Below are 15,248 nucleotides of genomic sequence, written 5' to 3' on the forward strand. Positions count from 1 at the left end.
CAACGTAAATCCAATAAAATAACAATTTGCGACGCTTACATGTTGTACGTATATTCACGACATCAAAATCTGAAAAATCATGATGGAAAACGATTCATCTGTTGATATAGCCAGTATTAACGAAAAAATTGAAAAAGAGAGTGCTTTTGTAGACCTGCTAACCCGGGAGATGAACAAGGTCATCGTAGGGCAGCATCATATGGTTGAACGCCTTTTAATCGGGTTACTTGGCCAGGGACATATTCTTCTGGAAGGAGTTCCCGGTCTGGCGAAAACTCTGGCGATCAACACCTTATCTCAGGCTGTTCAGGGGAGTTTCAGCCGGGTACAGTTCACTCCAGATCTTTTACCTGCAGATGTTGTGGGAACCCTCATCTATAATATGAAGGAGAATGACTTCAGTATAAAAAAGGGACCAATATTCGCCAATTTTGTGCTTGCAGATGAGATCAACCGAGCTCCGGCAAAGGTACAATCGGCTTTACTGGAAGCCATGCAGGAGAAGCAGGTAACCATAGGTGATGAAACTTTTGTTCTGGATAAGCCTTTCCTGGTTATGGCCACTCAAAACCCGGTGGAACAGGAGGGAACCTATCCACTGCCAGAAGCACAGGTAGATAGATTCATGCTGAAGACGGTGATCAAGTATCCTAAAATGGCAGAAGAACAATTGATCATTCGTGCCAATCTCAAAGGTGCATTTGAAAAAGTGAACCCTGTGGTAAGTCTTGAACAGATTTTGCGTGCGCAGAGTGCAGTTCGTGAAGTTTATATGGATGAGAAGATCGAAAAGTATATTCTCGATATCATCTTTGCAACAAGAAACCCGGAGAATTACAACCTGTCTGATATCAAACCTTTGATTAGCTTTGGCGCATCACCAAGGGGAAGTATCAACCTTGCTGTAGCTTCCAAATGCTATGCTTTTATTCGTCGTCGCGGTTATGTGGTGCCTGAAGATGTACGTGCCGTGGTACATGACGTGCTTAGACATAGAATTGGAATCACCTATGAGGCTGAAGCTGAAAATATTACTTCGGAAGATCTTATCAACAAGATCGTGAATGAAATCGAAGTGCCATAACGATCAAAATCGTGCAAGGCCGAAGATTGGTGACTGAAGTTACCGGTTCATAAACATTGTTGAAGGTATAGATGGATACAAAAGAGCTTCTTAAGAAAGTACGCAAAATAGAGATCAAAACCCGCAGACTGAGCGATCATGTCTTTGGTGGGGAATATCATTCTACTTTTAAAGGACGCGGAATGACCTTTAGCGAGGTAAGATCTTACCAGTTTGGGGATGACGTTCGAAATATCGACTGGAACGTTACCGCGCGTTACAATGAGCCATTCGTAAAAGTATTTGAGGAAGAACGGGAACTTACCATGATGCTTATGGTAGATGTTTCAGGATCTGAACTTTTTGGTACCCGCGAGCAATTCAAAAAAGATGTAGTGACCGAAATTGCTGCTACACTGGCATTTTCAGCAACAAATAACAATGACAAGATTGGTTTGATGTTATTTACAGATAAGATCGAACTATATATTCCGCCAAAGAAAGGACGTTCTCATGTACTCAGGATTATTCGGGAATTACTCGAATTCCATCCTCAAAATTCAGCAACAGATATTACGGGTGCTTTAAAGTACCTGTCTAATGTGATGAAGAAAAAGGCGATCGTTTTTATTCTGTCAGATTTTATGGATGAGGACTATCAGCATACTCTGAAAATTGCCGCCAACAAACATGATGTTACCGGGATCAGGATATTTGATAAAATGGAAGAAAGCATTCCAAACCTTGGTCTTGTACAAATGCAAGATGCTGAAAGTGGTAATTATATAACTGTAGATACCGGTTCTAAAGCTGTGCGCCATTCCTATTCCAAATATTACCAGGAGCGCCTGGATTATTTTCTGCAAAGTTTCTCTGTAAGTGGCGCGGGAACTATCAATAACAGAACAGACGAAAATTACGTAAAGAAACTACTGGGCTATTTCAAAAGAAGAGCTTAACTCATGAACTCAAGTAAGATCTCCACATATCGCCAACAAATAGTAAGGATCCTGCCCGGGATTCTGGCCATGTTGCTATTTCAAGGTCTCTGGGCTCAGGAAGTTACTTCCAGTATAGATTCAACCAGCATTAAAATTGGTGAGCAGATCACTTATAAGATTGAAGTGAACTCAAGTCCTGAAGATCTTGTTGTTTTTCCTGAAGGTGAAACTTTTGCTCCACTGGAAATGGTGGAAAGTAAAGATCCGGATACACTTCGAGAGCAGGGAAAATTCAGGCTACTGAAGGAATATTTTTTAACGCAATTTGATAGTGGTAAATACGTAATTCCTTCCCAGGAAGTGCTTATTCAAAACAGGACGTATCGTACAGATTCTTTCGCTGTAGAGGTAAAGGATGTGATTGTAGATACTACCAAGCAGAATTTATTTCCTCTAAAACCATCGGTAACAGTTTCACCAGGATTCAGTATTCCCGACTGGTTATGGTGGTTGCTGGCAATCCTGGCAGTCGCCGGAGCAGCAGTTTACCTGATCGTGCGAAAAAGAAAATCTGATGATAAGGTGCGTGAACTTCCACCTTATGAAGAAGCCATGGAACAACTTCAGCAATTGGATAACTCCGGACTCCTGGAAAAGAGGGAGATTAGAGAATATTATTCGCAACTGAGTTTTGCCGTGAGAAAATACCTGGATCGCAAGATCTATGATCATGGGCTGGAAAGGACTACCGGAGAACTCATTATCTATTTGCAGGCACAGCGGGAGTCTGGCAAGCTGAATCTTAGCGAAGATACTATTCGAAATTTTGAAAAAATACTTAATAGAGCCGATCTGGCGAAGTTTGCCCGATCCAAACCAGATGTGATTACCGCAAAGGATGATCGTTCCAAGACCCAGTTAATTATTGATGATCTCCGTGCTTCGGTTCCTAAGCCTACTCAGGAAGAATTGCTGCAGGATGAGGAGTATCTGGAAGCTCAGCGCAAAAAGAGAAAGAAACGCAAAATCATTCTGGGTGTTCTGGTTGGTGCAGCCATTGTCATCATAGGAGTGACTACCCTTATAGCCACCAAAGGTATTACCTATGTGATGGATACTTATATTGGACATCCTACCAAAGAATTGCTGGAAGGTGAATGGATTCGCAGTGAATATGGGAATCCTTCGGTTGCGGTGACTACCCCACAAGTACTGGTTCGAGGTGAGATCGAAATGCCGGAAGATGTGCAGCGCATGATGGTAGGCTCTGAAACTTTTATCTACGGAAGCTTGCTAAGTAATTTCTATTCCGCAGTGACCACTATTAAATTCCATGGAGAAGTGCAATTTGATCTGCAAAAAGCTGTTGATGGAATTTACACCAACCTGGAAGCGCAGGGTGCAACGAATATCGTCATGAAGCAGGAGGAATTTACGACGCTGAACGGCGCCAAAGGTCTTAAGGTTTTTGGAACGCTCCAGGCTCAGAATCCTGTTACCGGAGAGGCGATCCCAAATGAATATGTAATTCTGAATTTTGCTGAAAAGGGTGGTTTTGAACAGATTATTGTCATCTTCAATGAAGATGATAACTATGCTGAAGAAATCTCGCAAAGGATCATCAATTCAGTTGAAATAAATAACCTGAAAGAATAATGTTTGCAAATTTTAATTTCGAGAATCCGGAGTTTTTCTGGTTACTGTTGCTGCTTCCGCTGGCAATAGGCTGGTATATCTGGAAGCGAAACAAGCAAACTGCTGCACTTAAGATTTCTACAACTAAAGGATTCAAGGGGAAATCTGGCCTGCTTCCTAAATTTCGACCGGTACTTTTTGTATTAAGATTACTTACACTGGCCTTGATCATTACGGCCATGGCGCGACCAAGAACGGTTGATGTTTCGACGCAGTCCAGTAGTACACAGGGAATCGACATTGTTATGGCAATAGATGTTTCGGCCAGTATGTTGGCGAGAGATTTACAACCCACCCGTTTAGAGGCTACTAAAAATGTGGCAGAAGAATTTATAAAAGGTCGTCCTGCAGATAGAATTGGTCTGGTGGTTTATGCCGGAGAAAGTTTTACCAAAACTCCAATTACCAGTGATAAGTCTATCGTGTTGGACGCACTGGAAGATATAGAATATAATAATGTACTGGAAAATGGAACCGCAATAGGTTCCGGACTGGCTACAGCAGTAAATAGAATAAAAGACAGCGATGCTGAAAGTAAAGTGATCATTCTACTTACCGATGGGGTGAACAACTCCGGGTTTATAGATCCTAATACCGCCAGTGAGCTGGCATTGGAATTTGGGATCAGGGTTTATACTATTGGCGTTGGTAGTAACGGTACCGCTTTATCTCCAACGGCCATTTTACCTAACCGAAGGTTTCAGTATGGAAATGTGCCGGTAGAAATTGACGAAGAATTACTTAACCAGATCGCTTCCACAACTGGAGGAAAATATTTTAGAGCGACCGATAACGAAAAACTGGAAGCTATTTACGAGGAAATTGACGCTCTGGAAAAGACAGACATTGAAGAATTTCGATACTATAATTATGACGAAAAATACAGACCATTGGTGCTGCTTGCCGGTGGTTTGCTTTTGCTGGAAGTGCTATTACGAATGACGGTTTTTAGAAGCTTTGTTTGATATGATGTTAGAAGAAAAAATATGGTTTTGGTTGTTGCTGGTGATCCCACTAGTGATCTTGCTGTATCTTCTACTGGTATTCTGGCAGAGAAGAACACGGCGAAAATTTGCAGATAGCCACCTTTTAAAAAGTCTTGTTCCCGATCGGTCCAGAAGTAAACCTTTTCTAAAACTTTTATTGATCCTGCTTGGGATCGCTGCGTTGGTTGTAGCGCTGGTGAATCCTAAAATAGGTTCTAAAATGGAAACTGTCAAGCGGGAAGGGGTTGATATCGTTTTTGCCATAGATGTATCCAAAAGCATGGAGGCCGAAGATATTGCGCCAAGTAGAATTGAGAAGTCAAAACAACTGGTAAGTCAGATTTTAAACAATCTCGGAAGTGACCGCGTTGGGATTATCGCGTATGCCGGTGGTGCGTTTCCGCAATTGCCAATTACGACCGATTATTCTTCCGCTAAAATGTTCCTGCAGGCTTTGAACACAGATATGATCTCTTCGCAGGGAACGGCTATAAGCGATGCGATAGAACTGGCGACCACGTATTATGACGATGCCCAGCAAACCAATCGGGTGCTGTTCATCATTAGTGATGGAGAGGATCATGAAGGCAATGTGGAGGATATCGCTGAAAAGGCTGCGGAAGATGGAATACGCATCTTTACCATTGGAGTAGGAACCGAGAAAGGTGGGCCAATTCCTATTAAACGTAACGGTATTATACAGAATTATAAGAAAAATAACCAGAATCAAACCGTTATCACAAAGTTGAATTCTCAAACCCTTCAGGAGATTGCAGATGCTACTGAAGGTGCTTATATCGAAGGCAATGTTACCGGAGATGTTGTGGATGAAGTTTTGAGTCAGCTTCAGAATATAGAAAAAACAGAATTTGAAGCCAAGCAGTTTGCCGACTATGAATCTCAATTTCAGTGGTTTCTGGGAATAGCTTTGGCATTATTTTTTCTAGATATTTTTGTATTGGAGAAAAGTACCGCCTGGTTAAGAAAATTGAATCTTTTTAATGAAGGTGGCAGAAAAAAGGAGAAGAACGATGCAGCATAATACCGGTTTTAAGATCATACTTAGTATTCTATTGTTCCACTTCGGAATCATCGGCGTTTTCGCACAAAAGGACCAGGAGAAGCTTCAGCAGGAATCCAATGAATATATTGTAGAGGCGCAGGAGGCACTTTCAGAAAATAAATTTGCGAATGCGGAAGCATCTTATAGAAAAGTCATTGCCAAGGATCCTTCCAATATGAAGGCAAAGTATAATATGGGAAATCTGTATTATGCCAAAGAAAAATCCCTGAATGCAGAACAACGTTTAAAAGAGGCAGCCGAAATCGCTGAAACCAAGGAAGAAAAACATCAGATCTTTCATAATCTTGGTAATTCTTACATGCAGCAAAAGAATTATCAGGAAGCTGTAAATGCTTATAAAAATGCCCTACGGAATAATCCTGCCGATGACGAAACTCGTTATAATCTGGCATTAGCTAAAAAGAAACTGGAAGAGGAAAAACAAAATCCAGATCAAAACGACGAGCAGAATCAGGATAAGCAGGATAACAAGGAAAATAAAGACCAGAACCAGGATCAGAAAGATCAGAATAATGATGGGGAAGGTGGTGACGACGAAAAGCAGGATCAAAAGCCTAAGGACGAGGGAGAGAACGAAAAAGATAAGAAAGAGGGCGACCAGAACGAAGATAAGGACAAGCAGGACGGGGACGAGAATAAAGATGATAAAGGCAAGGGTGATGAAAAGCAACAGCAAAAGCCAAAGCCAGCGCAGGGAAAGCTTTCTCCTCAGCAAATACAAAGCCTGTTAGAAGCCATGAACAATGAAGAAAAGAAGGTTCAGGATAAAATCAATGCCCAGAAAGCTAAGGGCGTGAAAGTTAAAGCCGAAAAAGACTGGTAAGATTCTTTAAAATTTCTGACTAAAAATTGCGTTGATACAGATAATGATGAAAACAAAATTATTGATTTTAAGTTTTTTGATGTTTACCGGAGGTTTGCTCCAGGCGCAGGTGCGTTTTGAAGCGAAGGTAAGCAGGGAGAAGCTGGGAATTAATGAACGGCTTCGGGTTGATTTCGAAATGAACGAAGATGGAGACAATTTTAATGCTCCTACCTTTTCAGACTTTACCGTGGTTGGTGGACCTAATCAAAAGATTAGTACGAGCATCCTGAACGGGAAAATGGCTTATTCCAAGACCTACAGTTTTTATCTGCAGCCGAAAAAGCGAGGAACACTCACCGTTGGACAGGCAGAAATCGTTATCGATGACAAGGTCTATAAAACTTCACCCATAGATATAGAAGTGACCGCGGCGGTCGACAAACCTACTGATGGGAATAATACTGAATTGATTGCCGAAGACAATCTGCATCTCGTCGCAGAAGTCTCAAAAGCGAATCCTTACCTAAATGAAGCGATCACCGTGGTTTACAAGCTGTATGTGAGTCCGCGAATTAGCGTAAGCAACTGGAGAGAGCTGGATAACCCAAAATTTAATGATTTCTGGAGTCAGAGTGTTGATATCAAACAGCTTCGGGTAGAAAATGGAGAATATCGCGGAGAGCCTTATCGTTATGTGGTTCTCAGAAAAACGATTTTATATCCTCAAAAAACCGGTGAATTAAATATTGAACCGCTTACATTATCTGTGGCGGTCGATGTTCCCAGTGAACGCCGGGATATTTTTGGAAGCAGGATCTATAAAACGGTCAACAAAACCGTGGCAGCAGATAATAAGAAGATCAATGTGAAATCATTGCCTTCAAACGCCCCTGAGAACTTTACCGGTGCTGTTGGAAAATTTGATTTCAGCGTTAGCAGTAACAAAAAAGAATTGAACGCCGGGGAAAGCCTGGAAGCTAAAGTGGAGGTAAAAGGGAATGGAAATCTCAAGTTATTTGATCTGCCTGAGTTAACTGCTCCGTCCTCGCTGGAAATGTATGATCCAGAACGTCGGGAAAATGTAAATACGAACCTGAATGGCATGCAGGGAAGTATTTCGAATTCCTATACCATTGTGCCAACGAGAAAAGGAAAATATCCAATCCCGGCATTGTCTTTTTCATATTTTGATCCAAAGAGCGAGACTTATATCACCCACACTTCAGACGAAATGCTAATTAGCGTGGATAGCGGACCCCTTGCGGGTTCCAGTAATATGAGCAGTCCCGGAGTGAACAAACAACCGGTCGCGTTTAATGACAGTCAGTTTAGATTCATAAAGCTGAATACTTCTTTAAGATCTCTGGACGATACAGGATTCTTCGGTTCAGCAGGTTTCTGGACAGCTTTAGTGCTACCGTTGGCGGCAATTCCTTTATTTATTCTCTTCGGAAGAAAAAGAGATAAAAGAGCGGCTGATGATACAGGAAACCGACTCCGGAAGGCAGATAAACTTGCCCGGAAATATCTTTCAGAAGCAAAACGAAATTTAGGTAATCAAAAGGAATTCTATCTTGCCCTGGAAAGGTCCATGCATAATTATCTGAAAGCAAAACTGGGTATCACGACCAGCGAAATGAGTAAGGACAGAATTCAGCAGATACTCAGCGAAAAGCAGGTGGATGAGCAAACCACGACAGAGTTTCTCGCTCTTTTGTCCAGTTGTGAATTTGCCCGCTATACCCCTGCTTCATCAGACGCTATGCAGCAGGATTATGACAAAGCTGTAAGAGTAATTTCAACCTTGGATAAACAATTATAATATGAGACAGGTATTCGTTCTTATCTTTCTATTGGTTTCCCTTTCCGGGTTTTCCCAGAACCAGGAATTATTTGAAATAGCAAACCTTGCATACCAAAATGGGGAGTTTGAAGCTGCCATTTCCAGTTATGAAAAGATCCTTAAGGATGGTGAGGCTTCTGCCGAGCTTTACTATAATCTGGGGAACGCGCATTATAAATTAAATAATGTCGCACCAAGTATCTATTATTTTGAGAAAGCGCTTCAGCTTGAACCAAAGGATGAGGATATTCTCAACAATATTGAGTTTGCGAGAAATATGGCCATCGATGATATTGATGAGGTGGAGGAAACTGGACTATCAGCTTCTTTCGACCGAATGATCGCGAACTATTCGGCTTCAGGATGGGCAGTTTTTGCTATCGCATTTTCGGTAATTTTCGTGATTTTATTCTTATTGTATTATATATCCAGAAACTCGCTCAAAAAAAGAGTCTTCCTGGGATTAGCTAGCCTTAGTTTATTGGCGTGTATCATCACTGTAGTTTTTGCTTTTCAACAGGAGACCTTTGTCGAGAATAACAGATATGCGATCATTTTCGAAGAAGTTGTAGAGGTGCGTGATGAACCAAATTTGCGAGGTGAAGCCAGTTATGAGCTTCATGAAGGTACCAAGGCAAAGGTTCTCGAGAATTTCCAGGAGTGGTCCAGAATACAGCTTTCTAACGGCGCGCAGGGATGGGTCCAGACACAAAACATCAGGAAACTGTAGATAATTTTGATAAAGTCTTCGCAATTCAGTATTATAGTTACCGCTATTGTTCTGAAATTTGACTTAGTTTTACCATTGTGAAGAAGACCACTCTTATCCTGGCTTTAGTATTTACAGCATTTCTGTGCACTCCCAGCATTATTGCGTTGATAGACAGAAATGTTGATATTTCCATTGCCTACGATGTAAATGAAGAAGAAAGTTCTTCCAAGAATCAGATTAGCCTGGAATATACCCTGGAACAGCAGGAATCCAATTATCATAGCATACAATATCTTCAAAATAGAACTCAGGAAGGTCATTGGTATAAAGAGAGCCGTTACAAGGTTTTTCTTTCCATCACTTCTCCTCCGCCAAAACAGGCATAGTATTCCAATATCATTTTCACACAACTTTTCGTGAGCCTTTTCTAATTTTCAATTTTAAGATTACAGGATTTATCCTGAAATAATACATTATATATGTTTAAGCATTTAAATAAAGATTTTCCGGCAAGTATTGTCGTGTTTTTTGTCGCGATCCCGTTATGTCTTGGGATTGCTCTTGCCAGTGGTGCTCCGCTATTTTCCGGATTAATTGCCGGAATCATTGGTGGTATTGTAGTTGGTGCCATAAGCGGTTCGAGCTTAGGAGTTAGTGGTCCGGCAGCCGGTCTTGCAGCCATAGTCCTGGCAGCGATCACAAACCTTGGTTATGAGAATTTATTACTGGCAGTAGTAATTGGAGGGGCGATCCAGATTGGGTTTGGGCTCCTGAAGGCCGGTATCATAGGATATTATTTTCCGAATTCAGTAATCAAAGGAATGCTTACAGGTATCGGGATCATCATTATCCTGAAACAGATTCCTCATTTCTTTGGTTATGACGATGACCCGCAGGGAGACTGGGCGTTTTTCCAGGTAGATGGCGAGAATACCTTTTCTGAGATATTTAATATGGTAAACGGGATTAGCCCCGGAGCTACCATAATTGCAGTCATAGCTATGATCATCCTTGTTTTATGGGAAACTGTGCTTAGCAAAAAAGGCAAATTCTTTAAACTCGTACAGGGGCCTTTGGTGGCGGTAGCTGCGGGAATCATTTTCTATCTCTTAACACAGGGCGACGATACCCTGGGAATTTCCAAAGAGCACCTGGTAAATGTTCCTGTGCCGGATAGCTTTGATTCCTTTATTGGTCAATTTACCTTACCATCCTTTGAAATGATCGGGACGTTACAGATCTGGATCACTGGTTTTACCATCGCTCTGGTTGCCAGCCTGGAGACATTACTTTGTGTGGAAGCGACCGATAAGCTGGATCCTCACAAGAGAACAACTCCAACCAACAGGGAACTTTTCGCACAGGGAACAGGAAACATGCTTTCAGGTATGATTGGAGGATTACCAATTACACAGGTGATCGTAAGAAGTTCTGCCAACATACAGTCTGGAGGACAGACTAAAATGGCAGCGATTTTGCATGGTTTCTTATTGCTTATTTCGATCATTATTATTCCGAATATTCTTAACTATATACCGCTTTCTGTACTTGCAGCGATCCTGTTTTTAGTTGGATATAAACTTGCAAAACCAGCATTGTTCAGGGAAATGTATTTAAAAGGATGGAAGCAGTTTATCCCATTCATCGTCACTATCGTAGGGATCGTGTTCGGAGATCTATTGATTGGAATTGGTCTGGGACTTGCTGTTGGAATCGTGGTCATTCTTATCAAATCCTACCAGAATTCTTATTTTCTTCATATTGAAAATGAAACTGCCGAGAACAAGACTGTGAAAATGACTCTTGCTGAAGAGGTTACTTTTATCAATAAAGGAGCGATCATCAAGGAACTGAATAAATTGAAAGAGAATTCCAACCTGATTATGGATGTGCGGAAAAGCAGGTACTTAGATAACGATATTATTGAAATTCTTGATGATTTCAGAGTAAAAGCTGCGGAAAAGAATATAGATATAAAAATCATTTCTGAAAGAGGCACAGTGGAGAATCCAGATAGTTATCAGGAGTTTTTTGCACAGAAGAAGATTAGTTAAACCAGTAGTTCAATAGAACCTACACCTAAAAAACAAATTATGATTAAAGATATTATCAATAAGGAAAAACAAACCCAATTGAGCCCCGATGCCGTGCTGAAGGATCTAATGGAAGGAAATGAACGTTTTTCCAACGCAAAAATGCACCAGAGGGATTATGCCTCCCAGGTAGAACTAACAAAAGGTGGTCAATGGCCACAGGCGGTCGTACTTGGTTGCATAGACTCAAGAGTGCCACTGGAAACTATTTTTGACCAGGGAGTGGGTGATATATTCTCTGCGAGGGTGGCCGGAAATTTTGAAAATACCGATATCCTGGGAAGCCTGGAATATTCCTGCAAGGTAGCCGGAAGTAAACTGGTAATGGTACTTGGACATGAAGCCTGTGGTGCGGTGAAAGCGGCCTGTGATGATGTGGAACTTGGAAATATCACACATTTACTAAGCAATATAAAGCCAGCCGTAAAAGCTACTGAAACCAGTGGCGAAAGAAACTCCAGTAATTCTGACTTCGTAGCTGGCGTAGTTGAAAATAACGTAAAACTTACCATGGATAGAATCAGGGAAAAGAGCCCGATCCTTAAGGAAATGGAAGATAATGGTGAGATTAAAATCGTTGGAGGAGTATATTCAATCTCTAATGGAAAAGTGAGCTTGCTATAAGTTAATTAGTAAGAGACAAAATTAAAATCCGGGATCGCTGAACAGGTGGTTCCGGATTTTTTTATTCAGCTTCCTCCTCAGTGTCCCAAAGGTCTCTTTCTTTTACCTGTTTGATGATAGATGGTAATATGATCGGGGCGATGACCGCTACCGGTTCATAAAGTACAGATTCTTCTAGGGTTTCAGTTTCTACGAATTCAAGTGTTTTAATACTGCTCATAAAAAACATGATGATCACGCTGGCGATAAAAGCAGATTTCAGTAATCCAAATGCCGCTCCCAATAATTTGTTTACGATACCCAGTGCAGCAAAATCGGCTACTTTGGTAAGCATCTTACCAACCAGGGAAACTACGAAAATGATAATCAGGAAAGTGATGGCCAGGCTCGCGAGATTGATGATTTCGATATCCCAGTCTACATGTTGCGAAAGAAATTCGCCGGCGTAATATGAAAAGTGAATAGCACCATAGATCCCAGCTACAAGTCCTACCAGCGAAGCAAGCTCGGTTAAAAACCCCCTGAAAAAACCACGTACCAATCCATAAAGCACGAAAATTCCCAGGATTATATCCACTGTATTCATGCACCAAATATAATAATTATAAAATCTTAGATGATATCTTTGCAATATGGCAAGAGATGAACAATTAAAGGAGCGCTGGCAGGAATTGCAAACCAAGTTATCCCAGCAATTTGCAGATGGAGATACGTTGGAACTGGATGCTATTATTTACTTAATCGGGGTACAGGAACTGGGTCAGGTTCACCGGAAATTTAAAAAAGACCATAAACTGGATTTGATGCATATCGCCATATGTACCTTGCTGGAACCCTATGGCTATTACGAATTCGATTATTTTGATGAAGACAGCTGGCCACATTTCAAGGTCAAGGAGCAGCTGCCAAGTTTGAAAGCCGGTGAGCAGTCGATTTTAATGAAGGAAGCAATCGTTCATTATTTCATCGAAAAAAAGTATATTTCTTAAATGATGCCTTTGCTAAGTATGGATGTGTTTCCCAACGATAGTGGTCCCATTTATCAGGAAACTATGGCCGGAAGATTACCGGTAGAACCGTTTAATACTTTTAGCAACGTCTTTTTTTTACTTATCATCATTTACTTTTCCCTGAAGGTCTACAATGACTATCGGCATCACAGGTTCCTGGCATGGAGCCTTCCCGTACTATTTCTGGGCTTTGTTGGAGGCACAGTATATCATGCTACCCGTAGTCACGATTTTTGGATGTACCTGGACTGGCTGCCCATCATCATTTTATGCCTGGCAGTTTCGGTATATTACACGGTCAAACTGGAAGTGAACAACCGTAAGAGAATTTGGCTTATCGCTTTAATTTTACTGCTCGTGTTTGGAGTACGGGCGCTTCCCTGGGATGATAGCATGCAAACCTCTGCCGGATATGTTGGTACCGCTTTGGGACTTTTACTGCCGGTGATCACCTATTTCCTAACCACAAGGTCTAAGAACTGGATTTATATCTTACTTGCATTTCTCAGTTTTGGGTTCGCCATTAGCTTTAGAGTACTGGATGGATTTATGTACCTGATTCCAATGGGGACACATTGGTTATGGCATAGTTTCGGAGCGCTTTCCGTATTTTTCCTGATGACCTTTATTTACCGGGACCGGTTGCTGGTGAAGTCTCTTTCTTCGGAAGTGGCCACTTCAGAATAAGCATTTAAAGCGAAGGATTTTCGGTATTAATTTTACTAAATTTGCGCTTCTGAAAAGACTAGACCAATGATTGATAAGATTAAAGGGCATATTGCAGATGTTGAAAGCTTTAATGCTGCTACGAATGAAGAAATAGAAACTTTCCGAATCAAATACCTTGGAAAAAAAGGGATTCTGAATGACTATTTCGCTGAATTCAAGAATGTTCCTAATGAGCAGAAGAAAGAATTTGGGCAGGTGATCAATCAGCTTAAAAATGCCGCTACCCAGCGAGTAAATTCTTTAAGGGAAAGTCTGGAGAACAGTCAGGAGGAAAAAGGAGTGTATGGTGATCTTAGCAGACCGGGAGAACCGGTTGAAATAGGTTCCAGGCATCCAATTTCTATTGTAAAGAATCAGATCACCGAGATCTTCAGCAATATTGGTTTCAATGTTTCCGAGGGACCAGAGATGGAAGATGACTGGCATAATTTTACGGCATTGAACCTTCCCGAGTACCACCCGGCAAGAGACATGCAGGATACGTTTTTTATACAGACAGATCCTGATATTTTGCTTAGAACGCATACGTCTTCTGTTCAGGTTCGCTACATGGAGGAGAATAAACCGCCAATTAGAACGATCTCTCCGGGAAGAGTTTTCAGAAATGAAGCGATTTCGGCAAGATCACATTGTATTTTTCACCAGGTAGAAGGATTATACATCGATAAGGACGTGTCTTTTGCAGATATGAAACAAACGATCCTGTATTTTACAGAGCAACTCTTCGGAAAATCTAAAATACGCCTGAGACCTTCTTATTTTCCATTTACAGAGCCAAGCGCCGAAGTTGATGTTTACTGGGGACTCGAAACGGAAACCGATTACCGAATCACCAAAGGAACCGGCTGGCTCGAGATCATGGGCTGCGGAATGGTTGATCCCAATGTTCTACGAAACTGCAATATAGATCCACAGGAATATTCTGGATTTGCATTCGGGATGGGAATAGAAAGAATCGCCATGCTACTTTACCAGATCGAGGATATCAGGATGTTCTACGAGAATGACCTAAGATTTCTTGAGCAATTTAAATCTGCCCTGTAATGAAAAAGTATGCGATCCTTATTATTGGTGCCATTATTTTGGGAATCATTATATATGTAACCTTTGTGATCGCGGTCATAAAGATCACGCTGGGATTGATCCTGCTGGCTGTTGCTGCAGCTATTTTATACGGGCTATGGATCAAGATCAAACATAAAGCTGAAGATACATTTTGAGAAAAGATATTGATATTCCGGAAGTGGAAGAGGTATACCTCGCTGCGGTCTATGTATTAAACGAACAGTTTGAGACCTATGAATGGAATGCCTATTTGATCAATGCTTCTTCTGAAGCTTTGGAAATGGCTCTTATCGTATCCAGAGGTTATGATAAGAAGAAGGAAACTTCTACCATGCGACACAAGATCGAAGTATTGCCCGCGAAGAATTTCGCTAAGATCGAATTTCTTCAGCAAGATGTGCTTAAACTGAACAATGAGTTCAAGGTCACATTCTTCCAGAATAATAAAATGTATGAGAAGACTTTTGTTTTTAAGGCAAATAGCATTCGGGAAAATGCACGGGTGGAAATCCCGGTGATTCCGGAAAAAGGAATTCTCGCGAAATAATGACTCAATTATAGCACAAAAAAAGCCTCCGTTTGGAGGCTTTTTTAATTC

The 15,248-nt window shown here is 41.2% G+C and carries 17 protein-coding genes; 16 read left to right on the forward strand and 1 reads right to left on the reverse strand.

What is annotated here, in order from left to right; translation table 11 throughout:
- The first annotated feature begins 79 nt into the window (after positions 1 to 79).
- The 11 genes from G529_RS0101360 (at position 80) to G529_RS0101410 (ending at position 11,846) form a co-directional block, all read left to right on the forward strand.
- Positions 80 to 1,084, forward strand: a complete 1,005-nt coding sequence (locus tag G529_RS0101360; RefSeq protein ID WP_084509722.1) for an AAA family ATPase — start codon at positions 80 to 82, stop codon at positions 1,082 to 1,084.
- Between the two features lie 71 nt (positions 1,085 to 1,155).
- Positions 1,156 to 2,022 carry a DUF58 domain-containing protein gene (locus G529_RS0101365; protein ID WP_026913815.1) on the forward strand — a complete coding sequence of 289 codons (867 nt, stop codon included), beginning with the start codon at positions 1,156 to 1,158 and terminating at the stop codon, positions 2,020 to 2,022.
- Between the two features lie 3 nt (positions 2,023 to 2,025).
- Positions 2,026 to 3,660: a BatD family protein gene (locus G529_RS0101370; RefSeq protein ID WP_026913816.1), complete on the forward strand. Its 1,635-nt coding sequence runs from the start codon at positions 2,026 to 2,028 to the stop codon at positions 3,658 to 3,660.
- On the forward strand, positions 3,660 to 4,664 hold the full coding sequence (locus G529_RS0101375; RefSeq protein WP_026913817.1) for a vWA domain-containing protein: 1,005 nt from the start codon (positions 3,660 to 3,662) through the stop codon (positions 4,662 to 4,664). The genes G529_RS0101370 and G529_RS0101375 overlap by 1 nt, the downstream gene beginning before the upstream one ends.
- A gap of 1 nt (position 4,665) precedes the next feature.
- Positions 4,666 to 5,727, forward strand: a complete 1,062-nt coding sequence (locus tag G529_RS0101380) for a VWA domain-containing protein (RefSeq protein WP_035695379.1) — start codon at positions 4,666 to 4,668, stop codon at positions 5,725 to 5,727.
- Positions 5,717 to 6,592, forward strand: coding sequence for a tetratricopeptide repeat protein (locus tag G529_RS0101385; RefSeq protein WP_026913819.1), 876 nt, complete (start codon positions 5,717 to 5,719; stop codon positions 6,590 to 6,592). Before G529_RS0101380 ends, G529_RS0101385 begins: the two co-directional genes overlap by 11 nt.
- Before the next feature lie 46 nt (positions 6,593 to 6,638).
- The gene (locus G529_RS0101390) at positions 6,639 to 8,396 is read left to right on the forward strand and encodes a BatD family protein (protein ID WP_026913820.1); all 1,758 of its coding nucleotides are present in this window, start codon (positions 6,639 to 6,641) and stop codon (positions 8,394 to 8,396) included.
- Position 8,397: 1 nt separating this feature from the next.
- Entirely contained in the window at positions 8,398 to 9,147 is a 750-nt protein-coding gene (locus G529_RS0101395) for an SH3 domain-containing protein (protein WP_026913821.1), read from the forward strand.
- Between the two features lie 77 nt (positions 9,148 to 9,224).
- Positions 9,225 to 9,515 carry a hypothetical protein gene (locus tag G529_RS0101400; protein WP_026913822.1) on the forward strand — a complete coding sequence of 97 codons (291 nt, stop codon included), beginning with the start codon at positions 9,225 to 9,227 and terminating at the stop codon, positions 9,513 to 9,515.
- Positions 9,516 to 9,608: 93 nt separating this feature from the next.
- The gene (locus G529_RS0101405) at positions 9,609 to 11,183 is read left to right on the forward strand and encodes a SulP family inorganic anion transporter (protein ID WP_026913823.1); all 1,575 of its coding nucleotides are present in this window, start codon (positions 9,609 to 9,611) and stop codon (positions 11,181 to 11,183) included.
- 39 nt (positions 11,184 to 11,222) lie between these two features.
- Positions 11,223 to 11,846, forward strand: coding sequence for a carbonic anhydrase family protein (locus G529_RS0101410; protein WP_026913824.1), 624 nt, complete (start codon positions 11,223 to 11,225; stop codon positions 11,844 to 11,846).
- 61 nt (positions 11,847 to 11,907) lie between these two features.
- Here G529_RS0101410 and G529_RS0101415 read toward each other — a convergent pair whose 3' ends face one another.
- Positions 11,908 to 12,432 carry a CvpA family protein gene (locus G529_RS0101415; protein WP_026913825.1) on the reverse strand — a complete coding sequence of 175 codons (525 nt, stop codon included), beginning with the start codon at positions 12,430 to 12,432 and terminating at the stop codon, positions 11,908 to 11,910.
- 46 nt (positions 12,433 to 12,478) lie between these two features.
- Here G529_RS0101415 and G529_RS0101420 point away from each other — a divergent pair, with 46 nt between their 5' ends.
- The 5 genes from G529_RS0101420 to G529_RS0101440 all read left to right on the forward strand — a co-directional run bounded on the left by G529_RS0101420 (position 12,479) and on the right by G529_RS0101440 (position 15,197).
- Positions 12,479 to 12,835 carry a hypothetical protein gene (locus tag G529_RS0101420; RefSeq protein ID WP_026913826.1) on the forward strand — a complete coding sequence of 119 codons (357 nt, stop codon included), beginning with the start codon at positions 12,479 to 12,481 and terminating at the stop codon, positions 12,833 to 12,835.
- Positions 12,836 to 13,543, forward strand: a complete 708-nt coding sequence (locus G529_RS0101425) for a membrane protein (protein ID WP_026913827.1) — start codon at positions 12,836 to 12,838, stop codon at positions 13,541 to 13,543. It begins immediately after the preceding gene.
- A 66-nt stretch (positions 13,544 to 13,609) separates the two neighbouring features.
- Positions 13,610 to 14,629, forward strand: coding sequence for a phenylalanine--tRNA ligase subunit alpha (gene pheS / locus G529_RS0101430; protein ID WP_026913828.1), 1,020 nt, complete (start codon positions 13,610 to 13,612; stop codon positions 14,627 to 14,629).
- Positions 14,629 to 14,805 carry a hypothetical protein gene (locus G529_RS16580; protein ID WP_169513770.1) on the forward strand — a complete coding sequence of 59 codons (177 nt, stop codon included), beginning with the start codon at positions 14,629 to 14,631 and terminating at the stop codon, positions 14,803 to 14,805. Before pheS ends, G529_RS16580 begins: the two co-directional genes overlap by 1 nt.
- Complete coding sequence (locus G529_RS0101440; protein ID WP_026913829.1) at positions 14,802 to 15,197, forward strand: hypothetical protein; 396 nt, start codon at positions 14,802 to 14,804, stop codon at positions 15,195 to 15,197. Before G529_RS16580 ends, G529_RS0101440 begins: the two co-directional genes overlap by 4 nt.
- The last annotated feature ends 51 nt before the right edge of the window (positions 15,198 to 15,248 follow it).

This window comes from Christiangramia portivictoriae DSM 23547 (assembly GCF_000423045.1).
Classification (GTDB): domain Bacteria; phylum Bacteroidota; class Bacteroidia; order Flavobacteriales; family Flavobacteriaceae; genus Christiangramia; species Christiangramia portivictoriae.

Bases quoted from the DNA above. Each gene is read 5' to 3' on its own strand.
- G529_RS0101360 (WP_084509722.1), top strand. From the start codon at position 80: ATGATGGAAAACGATTCATCTGTTGATATAGCCAGTATTAACGAAAAA.
- G529_RS0101365 (WP_026913815.1), top strand. From the start codon at position 1,156: ATGGATACAAAAGAGCTTCTTAAGAAAGTACGCAAAATAGAGATCAAA.
- G529_RS0101370 (WP_026913816.1), top strand. From the start codon at position 2,026: ATGAACTCAAGTAAGATCTCCACATATCGCCAACAAATAGTAAGGATC.
- G529_RS0101375 (WP_026913817.1), top strand. From the start codon at position 3,660: ATGTTTGCAAATTTTAATTTCGAGAATCCGGAGTTTTTCTGGTTACTG.
- G529_RS0101380 (WP_035695379.1), top strand. From the start codon at position 4,666: ATGATGTTAGAAGAAAAAATATGGTTTTGGTTGTTGCTGGTGATCCCA.
- G529_RS0101385 (WP_026913819.1), top strand. From the start codon at position 5,717: ATGCAGCATAATACCGGTTTTAAGATCATACTTAGTATTCTATTGTTC.
- G529_RS0101390 (WP_026913820.1), top strand. From the start codon at position 6,639: ATGAAAACAAAATTATTGATTTTAAGTTTTTTGATGTTTACCGGAGGT.
- G529_RS0101395 (WP_026913821.1), top strand. From the start codon at position 8,398: ATGAGACAGGTATTCGTTCTTATCTTTCTATTGGTTTCCCTTTCCGGG.
- G529_RS0101405 (WP_026913823.1), top strand. From the start codon at position 9,609: ATGTTTAAGCATTTAAATAAAGATTTTCCGGCAAGTATTGTCGTGTTT.
- G529_RS0101410 (WP_026913824.1), top strand. From the start codon at position 11,223: ATGATTAAAGATATTATCAATAAGGAAAAACAAACCCAATTGAGCCCC.
- G529_RS0101415 (WP_026913825.1), bottom strand. From the start codon at position 12,432: ATGAATACAGTGGATATAATCCTGGGAATTTTCGTGCTTTATGGATTG.
- G529_RS0101420 (WP_026913826.1), top strand. From the start codon at position 12,479: ATGGCAAGAGATGAACAATTAAAGGAGCGCTGGCAGGAATTGCAAACC.
- G529_RS0101425 (WP_026913827.1), top strand. From the start codon at position 12,836: ATGATGCCTTTGCTAAGTATGGATGTGTTTCCCAACGATAGTGGTCCC.
- pheS (WP_026913828.1), top strand. From the start codon at position 13,610: ATGATTGATAAGATTAAAGGGCATATTGCAGATGTTGAAAGCTTTAAT.
- G529_RS16580 (WP_169513770.1), top strand. From the start codon at position 14,629: ATGAAAAAGTATGCGATCCTTATTATTGGTGCCATTATTTTGGGAATC.